14 protein-coding genes and 1 pseudogene are annotated in these 18,780 nt (G+C 32.3%); 1 reads left to right on the plus strand and 14 read right to left on the minus strand.

Annotated features, from left to right (window positions below):
- Positions 1–125 precede the first annotated feature (125 nt).
- From H8909_RS03445 to H8909_RS03505, 14 genes and pseudogenes are all read right to left on the minus strand, one after another.
- On the minus strand, positions 126–1,133 hold the full coding sequence (locus H8909_RS03445) for a glycosyltransferase family 2 protein (protein ID WP_187011851.1): 1,008 nt from the start codon (positions 1,131–1,133) through the stop codon (positions 126–128).
- Positions 1,133–2,230, minus strand: a complete 1,098-nt coding sequence (gene glf, locus H8909_RS03450) for a UDP-galactopyranose mutase (protein ID WP_187011852.1) — start codon at positions 2,228–2,230, stop codon at positions 1,133–1,135. Before glf (H8909_RS03450) ends, H8909_RS03445 begins: the two co-directional genes overlap by 1 nt.
- Positions 2,231–2,311: 81 nt before the next feature.
- Positions 2,312–3,817: an LCP family glycopolymer transferase gene (locus H8909_RS03455; protein WP_117459406.1), complete on the minus strand. Its 1,506-nt coding sequence runs from the start codon at positions 3,815–3,817 to the stop codon at positions 2,312–2,314.
- Positions 3,818–3,936: 119 nt separating this feature from the next.
- Positions 3,937–4,329 carry a glycerol-3-phosphate cytidylyltransferase gene (gene tagD / locus H8909_RS13440; protein WP_226793721.1) on the minus strand — a complete coding sequence of 131 codons (393 nt, stop codon included), beginning with the start codon at positions 4,327–4,329 and terminating at the stop codon, positions 3,937–3,939.
- Positions 4,330–4,407: 78 nt separating this feature from the next.
- A pseudogene (locus H8909_RS13445) lies at positions 4,408–5,415 on the minus strand (NAD(P)H-dependent glycerol-3-phosphate dehydrogenase); the annotation flags it as partial.
- 90 nt (positions 5,416–5,505) lie between these two features.
- The gene (locus tag H8909_RS03465) at positions 5,506–6,963 is read right to left on the minus strand and encodes a flippase (RefSeq protein WP_187011853.1); all 1,458 of its coding nucleotides are present in this window, start codon (positions 6,961–6,963) and stop codon (positions 5,506–5,508) included.
- A 79-nt stretch (positions 6,964–7,042) separates the two neighbouring features.
- On the minus strand, positions 7,043–8,068 hold the full coding sequence (locus H8909_RS03470; protein ID WP_187011854.1) for a glycosyltransferase: 1,026 nt from the start codon (positions 8,066–8,068) through the stop codon (positions 7,043–7,045).
- Positions 8,069–8,084: 16 nt separating this feature from the next.
- Positions 8,085–9,200, minus strand: coding sequence for a glycosyltransferase (locus tag H8909_RS03475; RefSeq protein ID WP_187011855.1), 1,116 nt, complete (start codon positions 9,198–9,200; stop codon positions 8,085–8,087).
- Positions 9,201–9,252: 52 nt separating this feature from the next.
- A complete protein-coding gene (glf, locus tag H8909_RS03480) occupies positions 9,253–10,353 on the minus strand; it encodes a UDP-galactopyranose mutase (protein ID WP_187011856.1) in 1,101 nt (366 codons plus the stop codon).
- Positions 10,346–11,617, minus strand: coding sequence for a hypothetical protein (locus H8909_RS03485; protein WP_187011857.1), 1,272 nt, complete (start codon positions 11,615–11,617; stop codon positions 10,346–10,348). Before H8909_RS03485 ends, glf (H8909_RS03480) begins: the two co-directional genes overlap by 8 nt.
- Positions 11,618–11,632: 15 nt before the next feature.
- Positions 11,633–13,210, minus strand: a complete 1,578-nt coding sequence (locus tag H8909_RS03490; protein ID WP_187011858.1) for a peptide ABC transporter substrate-binding protein — start codon at positions 13,208–13,210, stop codon at positions 11,633–11,635.
- Positions 13,210–13,986: a DUF4422 domain-containing protein gene (locus H8909_RS03495; protein WP_187011859.1), complete on the minus strand. Its 777-nt coding sequence runs from the start codon at positions 13,984–13,986 to the stop codon at positions 13,210–13,212. Before H8909_RS03495 ends, H8909_RS03490 begins: the two co-directional genes overlap by 1 nt.
- 13 nt (positions 13,987–13,999) lie before the next feature.
- Positions 14,000–15,445, minus strand: a complete 1,446-nt coding sequence (locus tag H8909_RS03500; protein ID WP_187011860.1) for a sugar transferase — start codon at positions 15,443–15,445, stop codon at positions 14,000–14,002.
- Positions 15,446–15,579: 134 nt separating this feature from the next.
- Positions 15,580–16,038 (minus strand): GtrA family protein, encoded by a 459-nt coding sequence (locus H8909_RS03505; RefSeq protein ID WP_187011861.1) that lies wholly within the window; start codon positions 16,036–16,038, stop codon positions 15,580–15,582.
- Positions 16,039–16,230: 192 nt separating this feature from the next.
- On the opposite strand from H8909_RS03505, the gene H8909_RS03510 reads away from it, so the two are divergent.
- Positions 16,231–18,780: a YfhO family protein gene (locus tag H8909_RS03510; RefSeq protein ID WP_187011862.1), complete on the plus strand. Its 2,550-nt coding sequence runs from the start codon at positions 16,231–16,233 to the stop codon at positions 18,778–18,780.

Raw genomic sequence — 18,780 nt, forward strand, 5'->3', positions numbered from 1 at the left:
TGACGTTTCTAAATTAACTAAACCATAAAATTCAACTATTCTATTTTTTCTAAATTATTCAAACTTGTTTTTAAGTTTGTCTTTTTTTATACGTTTTGATTGATTTTTGTTTCACACTTTACTCCTTATTTACTCTTAGAGAACTGTTTCTGTCTTACTTGTCCTACAAGTAATGCGAATCTATTCATCTTATGTTTTAAGAACCATAATGGTACTTTACGTGTCATAGACATACCATTATAGTTAGAGTTCTTTATAGCACGTTTAAATAAATCATTCTTCATTAATGTATTTAAAGAAGACATCGCTTGATCTTTATTTTGTGGATGTGCACAATAGTTTACTAGAATAAGTAATACATGATAACTTACAAAGTTATAGAATAATGTTTCTATATTCTTATCTTCTGCCATGACTTCTTTTAAATCTTCTTCTACTGCTTTCATAGATAAGAGGAATTTATCTGCATAAGCTGTATCAAACTTACGTACTGCAGATTGATTATTGAATATATAATGAACTAAAGGATGTTCATCACCTACAATAACATTCCAGTTCTGTGAAGCACGTGCACAATATTCTGCATCTTCAGCTAAGCTTAATGCTTCATTTAATAATACATTTTCAATAGTAGAAGCCTTAATAAGTTTACCCCAACAGAATCCTACACCTGCCTGTACATTTAATAGATCCTTTAAATAATCCTTCCAGTCCTTATACATTGTATCTCTAATATAGTGAAGCATCTTTTCACTATGATCACTATAGTCTCTACTATAGTTACAGATCACACAATCTGCCTCTGCTTCTACTGCATGATTTAATAGTATTTCACAGGCATTGCTTTCAATCCAGTCATCTGCATCTAAGAACATAATATAGTCTCCCTTAGCTGTTTTTACACCTAAGTTTCTACCAGAACATACACCACTCTTAGAATTCTTTACAACTGTTACATTATCTTTATTATTTAATTCACTTAAAGTATCCTGCAACACATCATTACATCCATTATCAATAATAATCACTTCTACATTTTGATAAGTCTGATTCAAACAGCTTTCGATTGTCTTATTGAAATAAACAGGATTTCCACGATATACAGGAATAATAATAGATATTAAATTCTTCATTATTCAAATACCTCTTTTACTTTAGCTAAAGCAGCTGCAATAACTGCATCCATATCATAATACTTATATTCTCCAAGTCTTCCACCAAAGATGACTTTAGTTTCTGCTTCTCCTAGCTTCTTATATTCTGCATATAAGGCACCATTCTTTTCATCATTGACTGGATAGTATGGTTCATCTCCTAGCTTCCATTCAGAGCTGTATTCTCTACTGATAACAGTCTTTGGTTGTGTTCCAAATTCAAACCATTTATGTTCAATGATTCTTGTCCAAGGTGTTTCAGCATCTGTATAGTTCACTGCCGCATTTCCCTGGAAATTTGGCTTATCTAATACTTCTGTTTCAAATCTGACTGATCTGTATTCTAGTGTTCCTAGCTTATAGTTGAAGTATGCATCGATAGGTCCTGTATAAACAACCTTATCTGCTAAGCTATCTAGTTCTTCCTTGTTTTCTAGATAATCTGTATTCAATCTTACTTCAATACCTTCAAGCATGTTTTCTACCATCTTTGTATATCCACCCATTGGAATACCCTGATATAACGCATTGAAGTAGTTATTATCAAAAGTAAGTCTTACTGGTAATCTCTTGATGATGAATGATGGAAGTTCTGTACATGGTCTTCCCCATTGTTTTTCTGTATAGCCTTTAATGAGCTTTTCATAGATATCTCTACCAACTAATGAAATAGCCTGTTCTTCAAGGTTCTTTGGTTCTCCCTTGATTTCCTGTCTCTGTTCTTCAATCTTGGCAGCTGCTTCTTCTGGAGTCACTACTCCCCACATCTTGTTGAATGTATACATGTTGAATGGAAGAGAATAAAGTTCTCCCTTATAGTTTGCAACTGGTGAGTTAGTAAATCTATTGAACTCTGCAAACTGAGTAATATACTGCCATACTTCCTTATTATTTGTATGGAAGATATGTGCACCATACTTATGTACATTAATGCCTTCTACTTCTTCTGTATAGATGTTTCCGGCAATATTAGGTCTCTTATCAATGACAAGAACCTTCTTTCCTCTCTTATTGGCTTCATGCGCAAAGATTGCGCCATAAAGACCTGATCCTACTACTAGATAATCATATTTCATATTGATGTCCTTCTTTCGTCTCTTCAATAATACCATAATCTCTATAATAAAACGAGGGTCTATACAACCCTCGTCACTTAATTAGTTTGTTTTCTTTTCAGCTTCTTTAGCTTCTTTTTCAGCTTTTTCTACATCAAAGATTTTCTTTTCAGTATCAATCTTCTTACCATCACACATAGCGTTGATGTATTTAGAATTTAATTCAATACTGTCTTCATCTGGGATACTGTACCACAACCTAGTCTTAGGCATTGAGTAACCACCAGTCTGCATCACACCTTCACCCTTAAGGAATGATTTCTGGAAATCCCATTTAATGTTGTCATCTAACTGCTTATTAACTAAAGCTCTGATACTTGAAGATGGCATATTAGTAGTAAATGTATCTTTGATAGAATCTAAGATTTCACTATAGTTAGTTAAGATCTTTGGAGATACTGCTTTCTTGATAATAGCCTGTAATACTGCCTGCTGGTTTTCAGTTCTATGCTGGTCACCAGACTGGTATGTATAACGTTCTCTTGCGAATGCAAGGGCCATACGTCCATCCATATGTACATTGCCCTTAGGAATCTTAATACCATGGTCTGTATAAGGAATAAATGCCTTATCAGAATAAATATCAATACCACCTAATGCATCAACTAACTGGATAACTGACTGGAAATCAACTCTTGCATAGAAATCAATGTTGATATCTAAGAAATCTTCAATAGTCTTTATACTGTTTTCTGTTCCACCATATAAAGCAGAATGAGTTAATTTATCTTTCTTACCACAGTTTGCAAGTTTTACATAATAGTCTCTAGGAATACTTGTCATTAACATCTGACCATTGTTTGGATTAATAGTCACTAATAGGTTAACGTCTGAACGGCTGTTTTCATTTACACCACCACGAGAGTCAACACCACTAATATAACATACGAATGGCTTCTTAGTTACATTAACATCAGAAGCAGTATTTTCTACTTCTTCTACAATCTTTTCCTGCCATAATACTTTAGTCTTTGATTCAAAGTTACTATAAGTTTCTTTGATCATTTCACGATAACTTTCATTTAATAGGATTGCATCACAATCACCACTATATAAGTCTGATGCAAGCTTCGCATTATCTTCTTCACCATTACCATGGAAGCTAATCTGCTTCTGTAATTTGTCTTTTACCTGCATCGCTTTCTTTTTATCGTTTGCGTAGTAATCGATTGTTTTTCCTTTTAATGAAGAAACATTCTTATAACCACTGCTTTTTAATACTACTAAAGAATAAGTAGTTGTTTCAGTACCTACATTAGTAAGAGATGAAAGGAATGAATCACCTTTGATAATCTTACTAGTACCAAATACCATTGCGATACTTAATAAAAGAGACACTATTTTACCAATTAAAGGTCTTGCAACTTTTTTCTTCTTTGATGGCTTTGATAATAAGAACATCAATAGCCATAATACTACTAATACTGCGAATGCTGCCATTAAATACTTTGTAGGTAAGATTCCAATCTTAACTACGAAGAATGCAAGCACCGCAGATACAACAGCCTGGATACCTAGGACCAAGGCACGTGATGTAATAAACTTCATAACTACCTCCTATAATTCGGGTTCATTCGTCATTATACTCGTAAATGAAAAAATGAAAACCTTTAAGGTGATAATTACACAAAAATTACATATCATCTTCATAAACGAGTAAAATATGACTATTTATTCAAGTCTTTTTTGATTCTAGTTGTACTGATTTCAGGAGTTCTAGGTAAGTATACTACTTCTGCACCTTCTTCTTCTAAGAAGTCAAACTGACCTTTCCAGTCATCTCCCATGACAAATGTATCAACATGATATTCATGAACATCTTTACGTTTCTGATCCCATGCACATTCAGGAATAACTAAATCTACATATCTAACTGATTCTAGTAACTGTTTTCTCTGTTCATAAGTAAAGTAACACTTTTTCTGTTTTTCATTCCAGTTGAATTCATCTGTTGATAAACCAACGATTAAGTAATCACCTAATTCTTTAGCTCTTCTTAATAGGTTAATATGACCATAATGTAATAAGTCAAAAGTCCCATAAGTAATAACTCTCTTCATTCCACTTTTCCTCGTCTTTCTTAATACTGACTCTTCAAATACATCATTAATAGATGGAAGAGGTGTTTCTGATTTTAAATCTCTCTGTAATAATGCATTTACTGCATCCTTTGGATTCAAGCCTTCATTAACGATTTTATTGACAGTCATTACAATAGGCATATCCACTTTATAAGTTTCTGCAAGCTGAACAGCTGCAGGTAATGCATTAATACCTTCTACAACCATTCCTACTTCCTTAACTGCCTCTGCTGGTGTCTTACCTTCACCAATCAAATGACCTGCCTGGTTGTTTCTACTGAATTCACTTGTACAAGTCACAATCAAGTCACCCATACCAGTTAAACCACTAAATGTATGTGGTGTACAGCCAATTCTACCACCAAGTCTCTCCATTTCTGCAAGACCTCTTGTGATTAAAGCTGCACGGGCATTATCACCATAACCTAAGCCACCAGAAATACCAGCAGCTAACGCAATAATATTCTTTAATGCACCACAGATTTCAATTCCTTTTACATCGTTATTTGTATACACACGCATAAATGGACTACTAAAGAACTTCTGTACATATTTAGCCGCATCTAGATTCTTACATGCAGATACTATGGCAGTAGGTAATCCTCTTGCCACTTCTTCTGCATGAGTAGGACCAGATAATGCGACAAGATGTAATGTGTCATTATCAAGTACATCTTCAATAACTTCAGTTAAAGTCATGAATGTATCTGCTTCAATACCTTTCGCAACATCCACAATAATCTGATTGTCTTTAATGTAAGGTTTAGCCTTTTCAGCTGTGCTTCTTACAAATACAGAAGGTACCGCAAACATAATAATATTCTGATTAGTACATGCTTCTTCTATATCTGTTGTATAACGAATAGATTCAGGAAAATCAACACCAGGAAGTTTTGGATGTGTATGTGTTGTGCTTAACTGTTCCACTTCCTGTGGAAGGGCAGACCACACTGTTACTTCCTTATCACAATTAGCCAGCATTCTTGCAAGAGCCATACCCCAAGTACCAGCTCCTAAAATACCGATTCTCTGTTTATCAGGCATATCTCTGTTTTCCTCCTTCATATGAATATAATTATTTTACATCATTCATATTCATTAGTCATTACAATAAAAGTATACCCTTTATTGTTTTATAAGTCAAAAAGCGCAGATTTATGCGCTTTTATGTTTTAACTTACTAAAGATTTGTGTCAATATTTCAACCACAAGTTTTTCTTTCATGATGATAAGTACAAGACCATATACACCAAAGAACAGGATAGCTGAAATAACGAGTGTGATAAATACATGTAAATTTAATGCAGTCACCCAGAAAGATGCAAGTGATGCAAGAATAATCGCAAGAATAATCTTTAAGTATTTAATATCACTAAAGGCTGTTTTGATTTCATTCTTTAACGCAATACACTGTACGACCATAACCGCAAATTCTGCAAGTAATGTACCAATTGCAGCACCACTTGATTGATATACTGGAATCAATAATGCATTAACCACTAAGTCAATCACTGCACCAACTATTTCAGATACAAGTACAGCTTTTTCATATCCTAATGGGACAAGAATCTGAATACCCAAGATATTTGTAATACCAATAAGGAGTAGGGTAGGCATGATGAGCTGCATAGGTACAACTGCTGGTGCAAAGGCATCACCTGATAAAAAGAAGATACCTTGTTTTGCGAAGAGAATGAAATAGATCATCATTGGTGATGCAATAATGAATACGAAATTTAATGCTTTTCTACTTAGTTTCTTAAATTCATCCATCTGCTGGTGTTCAATATAATAAGCCGCTCTAGGAAGTAATACAGTACCTAGTGAAGTAACGATAGATACTAAAATATTCTTAATCTTAACAGCTGCGCCATAGTAACCAACATCTGCATTAGTAGCCATAAAACCTAACATAACTGAATCTAGATTAGTATAGATTGTAGTTGCACAGCTCATCGCAAAGAAGATAGCGACTGGCTTGAAATGTCTCTTGAAATTATAATGTCCAACTGGTTTTAAACCAATATATTTGTGGGCATTTAATAAGTTAAGAATAAATGAAGCACTTGCCGCAAATACTGTAATACCCGCATACATGATATAATCGTTCTTTGAACGAACTAACATAAACATTGCGATAAGTCCAATAAACTTGAAGATAATAGAACGGATAGTAATATATGTATACTGTTCTAAAGCTTTATAAAGCCATTCCATACCTATTGTAGTAAGTAGGATAGTACTACTAGTAATCACATACAACATCTTATCAGATGCAAGCTTTGGAACTGCGAATAACGCAATAATAAACGCAACATAAGAGATTACAGTCATGACAAGATTTATAATTAATAATTCTTGTGTTGTTCTTGTGAGTTTTTCATGATCATCTCTTACCTGTGCACATACTTTAATACCATATGTCGGAATACCTAACTGCGCAAACATTGAGAAATAAGTGATCAATGATGTCGCAAAGTTAACCTGACCTGTTCCTGTAGGTCCTAATACTCTCGATACATATGGGAATGTAATAAGTGGGAATATGAATGAAGACATTGTAAGTAATGCATTCATAATGAAATTCAACTTAAGTGATTTCTGTTTTTTCATACAAGACCTCTCTTTCCTTGTTACAAACCGCAATAATTATAAATCAAAAATAATAAGAGTTAAAGAAGAAAAAGAGGCTTTAAGCCTCTTCAATTTCTTTGATTACCTGAGTTAGGTAATATCCATTTTTAAGTCTATTAGAAACAACTGCGACATTTTTAACCATTTCGAAGTATTCTTCTTCACTTAGACTTGCAAATTTTTCTCCAAGTTCATCTAAAGAGTTGACTGTGATACCTAAGCCATGTTCTCCTACAAATTTAGCTTCTGCAGCTTCCTTCCAGATTACTACTGGAATACCAGATACTAGATATAAAGATAATTTATGAGGGTTATTATATTTTAAGTACTCTCCTGTATTACCATCACATTTTTCAATAGAACTTCCATCCCATACTAAACCAAAACCACTATATAACTGGTTATTGATTTCATCAGGTGGGAAAGCACCATGATAAGTAATATTAGATGCAAGAATATCTTCATTTAAATGTACACCATATAAATCAAAATGAACTGCTTTAATATCCTTTAGCTTTGCAAGATAGTTACTCTTCTTTTCATCTAGGTTACCTGCAATACTTACTGAACGATCAAACTTGATTGTATTATTTGATTCACATAAATAGTCAAAGATATGAAGATTATGAATCTTTTCTCTGTTTACTCCTTGTGTGACTAAATAGTCAATCATACAATCGTTATGCGCAATAATATAGTCAGAGATGTCATACATCTTATGATCCATATATTCAAAATCATCCTGAGCATTTAAGAATAGCTTTCTTAATGAATCTAAGTCATGAATAAGGAATGCTAGTTTAACATGTTTCTTCTGTTTTACCTTTTCTAAGATATCAATATATTTCTTATTCACATAAAGAGGATGAGGTACTACAAGTAAAGCACCTTCATCAATCTTATTTAAATGATTGAAGGCTAAGAAGTTATGTACCTTCTTGATATACTTGTTTCCTGATTTATAAAGATTAATTTCAAATGGTTCATAACCATTCTGATGAAGAATCTTATTACAATCCTGAACAGCTTTAGTACTGGCATCAAGATTAGAATCAATTGTGACCTGTAAATAATATTTTTTCATAACTGTTTTCCTTTCTTTAATCATCTAAGTAGGATTTTAATCTCTTAGCTTCTGTATCGATATCAAATCCTTTTTCTTTGATGATATCCGTATATTTATTTCTATCAATGTCTCTTGAAGTGAATTGACTATAAATCATATCTGCCCATTCTACAGGAGATTCATCTAATGAAATATATGTAAGTAAATCTGTAATCCCTACACTTTCTGGGACAACTGTCTTGGAAGTAAAGGATAACAGTCCAGAAGCCTGAGCTTCTAATAATGATATACCAAATCCTTCAAAGCGAGAAGGGAAAAGGAATATATCAGCCGCTGATAGTAATTCTGGGATATCACTACGTAAACCTAATAGCTGTACACTATCAGTAAGATTTAAGTCAGAAATCTTCTGTTCAAGTTCACCTCTTAATTCACCATCACCTACTAATACGAGTTCAAAACGATCATCCCTGTTCTTTAATTCCTCAAAGATATCAATCAGGAATAACTGGTTCTTTTGATAAGTGAATCTTGCAGTATTCATTACGACAATCTTATCTTCAGCGTGGAGATCTTTACGATAAGCTGCTCTGATCTCTCTATCATATTTAAAACGATCTGTATCTATCGCATTATTAATGACATGATAACGAGAACTTTGTCTTACATCATCTTCAAAGAAAAATTCTCCCGCAAGTTCTGAGCAAGCCCAGTAATCAGTGGCATACTGTTTTACTTTCTTTTTATTCTTATAATGCATAAACTTATAGAAGAGTGCTTTCTTACCTTTCATCATGAAATCATTATTGTGTGCATGTACAATCACTTTTTCAGGAGAACATAACTGTGCATATTTCAATAAACCAAAATTACCTAAATCACAGGCATTAAACCAGATGATATCATAATGATGATGTTGAAAGAAATAAGTCAATTCCTGTTTAAATTCTTTAGCTTGTTTAAACTGACTTGATTTAATTGTATAAATTCTAGAATTGTTATCTAGAATCTCCTGACTGTAAGCACATGTCTCAAATGTAGTAAGGAAATCTATTTTAAAGGTGTCTTTTAATTTTCTAAAGTATGTCATTAAAAAGCTTTCTATGCCACCAGGATTAGGTGTCATTCCAATAATCAATACACTCTTCATAATAAGCCTCCATTTGTATTAAGGCAAAGATCTAAAATCTTTGCCTTAATGATTAATTAAATTCCTTTTTAACTCTGTCTAATGCAGCTGCGATAACTGCATCCATATCATAATACTTATATTCTCCAAGTCTTCCACCAAAGATGACTTTAGTTTCTGCTTCGCCTAGTTTCTTATATTCTGCATATAAGGCACCATTCTTTTCATCATTGACTGGATAGTATGGCTCATCTCCTAGCTTCCATTCAGAGCTGTATTCTCTACTGATAACAGTCTTTGGCTGTGTACCGAATTCAAACCACTTATGTTCAATGATTCTTGTCCAAGGTGTTTCGGCATCTGTATAGTTTACTGCCGCATTTCCCTGGAAATTTGGCTTATCTAATACTTCTGTTTCAAATCTGACTGATCTGTATTCTAGTGTTCCTAGCTTATAGTTGAAGTATGCATCGATAGGTCCTGTATAAACAACCTTATCTGCTAAGCTATCTAGTTCTTCCTTGTTTTCTAGATAATCTGTATTAAGTCTTACTTCAATACCTTCAAGCATGTTTTCTACCATCTTTGTATATCCACCCATTGGAATACCCTGATATAACGCATTGAAGTAGTTATTATCAAAAGTAAGTCTTACTGGTAATCTCTTGATGATAAATGATGGAAGTTCATTACATGGTCTTCCCCATTGTTTTTCTGTATAGCCTTTAATGAGCTTTTCATAGATATCTCTACCAACTAATGAAATAGCCTGTTCTTCAAGATTCTTTGGTTCTCCCTTGATTTCCTGTCTCTGTTCTTCAATCTTGGCAGCTGCTTCTTCTGGAGTCACTACTCCCCACATCTTGTTGAATGTATACATGTTGAATGGAAGAGAATAAAGTTCTCCCTTATAATTCGCAACGGGTGAGTTAGTGAATCTGTTAAATTCTGCAAACTGAGTAATATACTGCCATACTTCCTTATTATTTGTATGGAAGATATGTGCACCATACTTATGCACATTGATGCCTTCTACTTCTTCTGTATAGATGTTTCCGGCAATATTAGGTCTCTTGTCAATGACAAGAACCTTCTTTCCTCTCTTGTTGGCTTCATGCGCAAAGATTGCGCCATAAAGACCTGATCCTACTACTAGATAATCATATTTACTCATCTAAGTGTCCTCCTTGGTTAAATAGTAAATCATGTAGTACTGGTATAATCATAAAACTGATAACTGAAACTGTGATAGTAAATAATCTAGGATTTATTAAACTAGATGTTGTAATCACAAATGAAACAAATAGTAACCCATCTTTCTTAGTTTTATAAAGATGCCAGATCACTATTGAAATAATCGCAAAGAATGCGATAAAGAAAATCCATCCATTTTCAAATAAGATTCTCATATACTCATTATCGATGAAGTTACTTCTAATAATAGTACCTTCATTCTCTTTAGTAAGGAAATAACCTACTAAATCAATATTTGAACCAAATAAACTTAAACCATAGCGTTTAAAATCATAGAATGTCTGATAAAGTCTATTTGAGAATATATGATTGAATTTCTGTGCAATCTTAAAGATAATACTATTCACATTCATTGTATTGAAGATGAATCCATATAACATCACAAGAATATAGCTTCCAATTGGGAATAATGGAAAGCATGTCGCATAGGCTTTTTTAAAGAATTCTACTACATTCTTAAATTTATCAAGAATACCTACAGAATTCATAAAGATACCAATAAGAATACATTCTGATATCAACATTTCTGTTCTGGAATCAGTTAAGAAATAAGAAAATACAATAAGAAGCTGATATAAGCCTAGCTTTTCAGGACTAATCTTAAAATTCTTCTTATATGAATAATAGAGAATCATAAATAAAAGAAACTGAGATAAATAAGTAGGATAACCAAATCCTAAAGAATGTCTCATTGTCCCATCAGCTCTCATATTAACATAATCATGCATAAGTCCAAATGAACTTAATGTCGTAATAAGAATTAATGAAATAAACTGTGCAGAGAAGATTGTATTTAATACGTCTTCAAAATCAAAACAGCTTGCATAAATAAGTGTAAATAATAAGAAAACCCAAGCTTTGTTTTTAGTAAGTAATAAGTTCATTACAATACTGAATAATGCGAGTATTACAACACCTGCCACAAAATACTGTTTCTTATCAAAATTTTTAATTTTGTTTATATAACTCTTTAAGTCTAAAGTTCTTAATTTTTTGTATATTACAAACAAGAAATACACATAACAAACATATCTCAACAGCTTACATAAAGTGGCTGCCTTAGAAAAACTATAGCTTAAAGTAGTGATATCTAAAAATAATGTAAAATAATAAATAGCTAATACGACTAAACCCATTTGTGTTGTCGTTAACTTTTGTATAAATGTCTTTACTTTATTGATCATTGAATACCCCCTCAATTAATGCATACTCATATATCTAAAGCTATATGGTGCGCCACTAAAGTTACAAATAAGACCAGTGACACTCACATTAATTACGTATCTCTGTCCCTGATGAATAACAGGAATGAATGCATAATCACGCATTGCGACTCTTTCTGCATTTAGGAATGCATAATAACGTTCATCCTGACTTTGTGCGTTGGTTGCAGTTGTAAAGAAGTTATTAAATTCATTACTTGCATAATGATTAATACCCTGGTTATTGACTGCAAGAGGGGCTAAATAATCATAGGCATCATTACATGTACCTTTAATACGTAATAAAGATAATTCTGCCTGTTCATAATCCACTGTGTTGACTTCTTTTAAGTACACCTTGAATTGTTTAGTTGATTCAAGGTCTTTTTTTATTTCTCTCGCAATAAGCTTAGCCTGTGGATAATCTTTAGTATAAGTTAAAGTAAATGTAAATTTCTTTAACTTATATTCTTTAAGAAGCTTCTTTAAGGACTTCTTTGCATCTTTCTTCTTATACTTCAATTTATATTTACAAGCATCTCTCATAAACTGCTTCTGTGAGTTGAAACAGATTCCCATAGGAAGTAAACCTTCAGCCTTCTGAGTTCCGTCATTCAATACATTTTTATCGTATTTATTTCTTCTAAGTAATGAAGACATTGCTTCACGTACTCTTAAGTCTGATAAATACTGATCCTTGAAATTAGGCACCAAATCCCACATTACACTGTCATTATCTGCAGTACTTGAATCTTTTTCATCATACTTCTTCGCTTTTTCACCAGTTACTGATGCAAAATCAATCTTACCTTCATCAAATAATTTGATTTTTTCATCATTACTGATTCCAAAAAGCATATTAACTTGATCAATATTTGACTTCTTTGCGAAATAACATGTCTTATTCTTCTTTAATACAATCTTATCTTTAGAAATAGAAGATACTTTATATGTACCACATGATAATAATGTCTTAGGAGAAGTCGCATACTTGTCTCCCTGTTCTTCCACAAACTTCTGATTTAATGGGAAGAAGACTGGCTGAGTCACTAAATCCATAAAACGTGTTGTCTTATATTGAAGATGTACAACCAATTTCTTATTCTTTACATAAACACCTAAAGTATCTACAGGTTTTAAACCTTTATAAATATCATCAGCACCTGCAATAGCTGCACCATAAGATGTCAATAGCTTAGATGCTTCAGAACGCATAGATAAGGCTCTCTTCCATGCATAAACAAAGTCTTCTGCAGTCACTGGATCTCCATTAGACCACTTCACGTTCTTTCTGATTTCAAAAGTATATGTTTTGCCATCCTCACTCACTTTTTTACTTTTCGCAATAGCTGGCTTAAGCTTACTCTTCACATTATAGGCATATAAACCATCACCAAATGCCTGAATCACATTTGTGGATGTTTCATCAATCGCTTTTGATGCATCTAAAGATGTCACATAACCAGAATCCGCAAAATTAAATACTTTTTGTGAATCCGCATTATTAGTCAAAGAACAGCCTGTCATCAAACTCATTGCAAGTACAAGTGTTACTATTTTCTTAAATAACTTCATTAAAAACTCTCCCCATACTTCTTATGTAAGAACTTAGCCTTTAAGAATCCCATTCCCTTTTTAAACATGTTGATCTTTTCCATATATACAAATGGAACTTCTTTGTAGGCATAACCATTCTCATTCATCCAGACATCTAATAGTACTTCACTAATTCTACCTGGATAACGTGCATGGAAGCTATTATATTCAGTACCTTCAAATCTTTTAGTGAGTTCAAATAGAATATAAAATAACCATTCACAATAAGCATCAAAATATTCTTTCTTCATCACAAACATATTAAAAGCATGCATTGTTTTACCCTTCATATGCTTATCAAAAGCAGGTAAATATTCTGGACACTTCTCTTCAATAATCTTTCTTGTTTCATCTAATGGTTCAGGATAAAGTGTATGAACATAATGATCATAAATTGTTTCAATATAATAATTACGTCTCTTAGTCACTAAGATATCATTATCCTTTAATAGTTCTTCTGCTTCTTTAGAAGTAAGTACACAATCAAAAGGATCCTTTGTCTTGTTCTTTACTCTAAAATGTCTACGATAATGGGCTAAACCTACATAATCTGCATCTAGGTTCTTCCAAGCCCAATATAATCCTGTTAATTCACAATACTGTGAATTTAAATTAGAAATATTATCACCTGTATTATCACGTGTATATCCAAGATCATCCTTACCTTCTGCACCAACCTGTACAGGAATATACATCTCATCATCAGGCATACGATACTTCTTATGTGTCGCAATAATAATCTTTACTGATGGCATATTCATAACTCCTTTACATTGATCCTTCTTTTTTGAAAACAACCTGTACTGTCTTCAATAGAATCTGAATATCATGACTGAATCTCCAGTTCTTGATATATTCTTTATCTAATCTTGCGATTTCTTCAAAGTCAGTGATATTACTTCTACCACTTACCTGCCATAAACCTGTAATACCTGGCTTAAATGCAAGACGTGCTCTATGACGTAATTCATACTTATTCCATTCATCAAGAGTAGGGGGTCTAGTACCTACTAAACTCATATCACCCTTTAATACATTAAAGAACTGTGGGAATTCATCTAAAGACCAGTCTCTAATGAAATTACCAACACCCTTCTTAATAGTACCATCGGCTTTCTTTTTACAACCAATAATACGAGGATCATATTCAAGTTTGAACATCATACCATCTTTAACTCTATTTTGAGCCATAAGCTCTTTCTTACGCTCTTCAGCGTCCATATACATACTTCTAAACTTATACATATTGAACACTTTACCATTTCTACCAACTCTCTTCTGTTTAAAGAAGATTGGTCCTGGAGAGGCAATAAAGATAGCTGGGCCTAAGAAGATAGTCAAAATAAGAGTAATGAAACATCCTACTAAACCACCAAGAATATCTAGGATTCTCTTGGCAATCCAGTCATATTCATTAATAGAGTTCATGCTGACAGTTAATACCTGGTTTTCACCCATTCTTTCAAACTGTTTGCGATATCCTTTTAATGAGTTATATTCACTGATTTCTACATGAACAGCGAGTCCCATTTCAGCTAAATCTTTAACTAAAGAAGTAGAGAAAACATCTTCCCTAGGAAGAATTACTAACGCTTCATCCATCCACTGTCTTAATACATAATCTATAACAGTATCCTGAGACGCCACAATAGACCAGCCATTTGATTTCTGACCTTCCATATTCTTATCTAGAACCGCAAAACCAACACTCTGGTATTCATCCAAACCAAATGTTTTCTTATTCTCTGTAATAGAATCAATAAAATCAGACTCTGTAATCACGATAAGAGACTTTTTATTATTCTTTCTTCTACGTCTTACAATTGGTTTCATAACACAATGTACAATATAAGTAAATATTGCATCGAATACACATGTAAAACCTAAAGTTAAACGTGATACATCATCTTTTTGCGCATAGAAAATATAAGCAGTAGAAACAACCATTAATAATAATGATTTCTCTATTACTTTAATCATTTCTGTAATATTATTACGCTTCAAAATATTCTTTAAAATATTAAAGAATATAATAATTAACATATCTAATAGTGTCATGACTATCGCAATATTGACATACAATGATCTTGTATATATATCAAGTATTCCATGACGCATGTAGTAAGCTAGAAATATAGCTAATTGTAGACAGATAAGGTCCGCAATTAAGAAATCTAAATGCTTCGTCCATCCTCTTAATTTCCTTTTATACATCTTTTTTCACATCCTTATTTTTTAGTTCATACATAAATTACTATACCACAAAATAGTCTATAATTCACTTCATTGCCGTTATTATACCTTATTACAGCGCTATCTATGTGTAATTTCTGTGAAATTATGTATTATTAACCCTTAAATACAAACAATTTACTAATTAAATAGTTCCCAACAAGCACAAGAATCTGTGCTGCAACCTTCACACCAATACTATTCATACTTAACAAATTAATACCCACATATAAAATAACTTCTTCCATTAATAGAGTGGCAACACGTCCTCCAAAGAAAGAAACCATTTCCTGAATAATCCCCTTCATACCTTCCGCATTACTATCAAATACCCAGATACGATTTGTCACATACGCAAATAATACTGCAAGTATCCAAGAGAAGATATTCGCAATCATTGGATCCATATGCATACTGATATCAAAGAATGCATAAGAACCAATACTAATGAATGTAGTTAAACCACCAAAAAATAAATACAATAATACTTCTTTATATTTCTTATAAAATGGGTTAAAGATACTTAGGATCTTCCACTCCATAATTCTATCAAAAATATCTTTATCTTTTTTCATAAAAATCTCCTTATTTGTTTTTTAGTCACATACGTAATCATTATATTCTATTTAAGTGTATACATCAAAAAAAACAGAGAATTTCAGAAAATAATTTGATACATATACCTTTCATGTAATATCATAACTATCACATCGAATTATATAGTAGGATATGTTATAATTATTGTGTTTGAATTCAAGGGGGTTCTTATGAATAAAAAAGAAAAAAGTAAAATTATATTTCTATCCGGACTTATTACTTTACTCATTATTTTATGTATTTATGCATTAAATGGATTTGCACCATTTGGCACTAAAACATTAGCTGTAATGGATGCAAATATTCAGTATATTGATTTCTTCTCTTATTTAAAAGATGTTATTGCAGGAAAGAACTCAATTACTTATAGCTTTGGAAAAACTCTGGGTGGATCAAATGTAGCTGTATTTAGCTATTATTTATCTTCACCATTTAATCTATTATTGTTGTTTTTCTCTAATGCGAATCTCTATACATTCTTTAATATTGTTGTCGCATTAAAGCTTACATTGGCATCTATCGCCTTTGCGTACTTTATCACAAATAGATTTGAAACATCTTATAAAGACAATAGTATTCTCTTTATTCTGCTTTCCTGCGGTTATGGTTTATGTCAATATAGTTTCTTCCAGGCAAGTAATATCATGTGGTTAGATGGCATGTATATGTTACCTTTCATGTTATTACAGGTTTATTATATTGTGCAGGGAAAGAAGAACTGGAATCTATCTATTGCGGTAGGCTTAGCTATTATCTTTAACTGGTATATGGCTGGAATCAGCTGTGTCTTTACTGGTATCTGGTTCTTATTAGAATGTTGTTTATATGCAATAGAAAATAAGATGACATTCATTCAGTTTATTAAAACTGGTATTAGATATGTATGTGCAATGCTTCTAGGTGTTATGGTAAGTGCTGTCTTATTCTTACCAACTATCGGCGCTTTAACGAATGGTCCTAGAGGAAGTCTCTCATTAAGAGATATTTTAGACTTCTCTTTTGTAGGTAATATGTTAAGTGTTATTCCTAAGTATAGCTATGGGGCTCATAGTGAATTAGGATTTGCGGCATTATTTTGTGGAGGACTTGCGATAGTACTTGCTTTATCAGTATTCTTCAACAAACAAATCAAAGTAAAAGTAAAGATTGTACTAGGTGTATTCTTATTTGGAATACTTCTATGTCTTTATTGGCATCCTCTTTATTTAGTATTCTCACTCTTTAAATTTGTAGGAAGCTATAACTATAGATATTCATTCCTAGTTGAATTCTTTATTCTATTCTTAGCTGCATACAATTGTGTATATGCAAAAGAGAAGAATAATATTGTGAAGACTGGTGTAGTCGCAATTATATTCTCAATCTTAAACATTGTATTAACACGTCATTATACACACCAGGAAAAGATTTATGCTTATCTAACTGTAGCTATGATCATTGTCTTAACTGCTTTATATATCTCTAGTCAGTTAATGACTAAGCAGAAAACAAAACAGTTACTTCTTGTATTATTACTTATTATTGGTTCTATTGATTTAGGTATCAACTCTGGTCTACTTGCGAATTCTTTATGTATGAACGATTTGGAATATACATCATATAGAAAGAATCAGGAAAAGATCATTCGTAATATACAGAATGATGATCAATCAAACTATAGAATCACACAGACATCTAACAGAGTTATGTATGAAGGTAACTTAACTGCCAACTATGATGAACCACTATCATATAGATATATGTCTACAAGTGGATATACTTCTTCTCCAGATGGTACACAGTTAGAGTTCTTAAATAAGTGTGGTTATCCTACTTATGCAGATTGTTTAACTGTCACAAATACATCTATGTTAGGTATTGATTCATTACTTGGTGTGAAATATGTATTAACTTCAGAAAACTACACTGGTCTAGTAAAGAAGAATAATACTAAGTTAAATGGTAAGTATACATATACAAATCCATATTATATGCCTCTCGCATTTACATGTAATAACTTTGATGCAATTAAGAATGAAGAAGGCTATTTGAACCCATTTGATTATCAGAACTTATTATTTAAACAGTTATTCAATACTTCAAAAGATATTTATAAACCTGTTAAGTATTCAGTCACAAAGAAGGATGATTCTAATACAGAAATCAACTTAATCACTTCTAACTATAAGAATATGGTTTATTATGGTTTTGTCCCTTGGACTTCAGAATCAGAATCTTATGTTTACAACGGTAAAGATGTGATTACTAAGTATGCGTGCTGGTTATCACCTACTGTATTCCATATTGAAACAGATAGTTCAAAGACAAAGCTAAGAGTTGAATCTGCAGATTCTAATTTAAATTATGATAATGCCTATTTCTACGCATTAGATTTAAATGTATTGGATGAGTATGCTAAAACAGCACGTGAAAATGAAGTCAATATCTCAATGAAGAATGGTTCTATTGATACAACAGTTAATGCAGAAGATAAAGATAGTTATTTATATTTATCTGTTCCTGTAGATGATTGTTGGGATGTATTAGTCAACAATAAAAAAGCAGAAGTAAAATCATTTGGAAACTGCTTATATGCCATTAAACTTCATTCTGGTACTAATAAAATTACTATGAGATATCATACAAAGCACCAAAAACTTGGTATTGGCTTAACAGCGGGGGCAATATTGTTTATAATCATAAGTGCAGTTTACAGAAAAAAATATTATAAGGAGAATTAA

Origin of the sequence: Catenibacterium faecis (genome assembly GCF_014306455.1) — a bacterium.
GTDB classification, from domain to species: Bacteria; Bacillota_I; Bacilli_A; order Erysipelotrichales; family Coprobacillaceae; genus Catenibacterium; species Catenibacterium mitsuoka_A.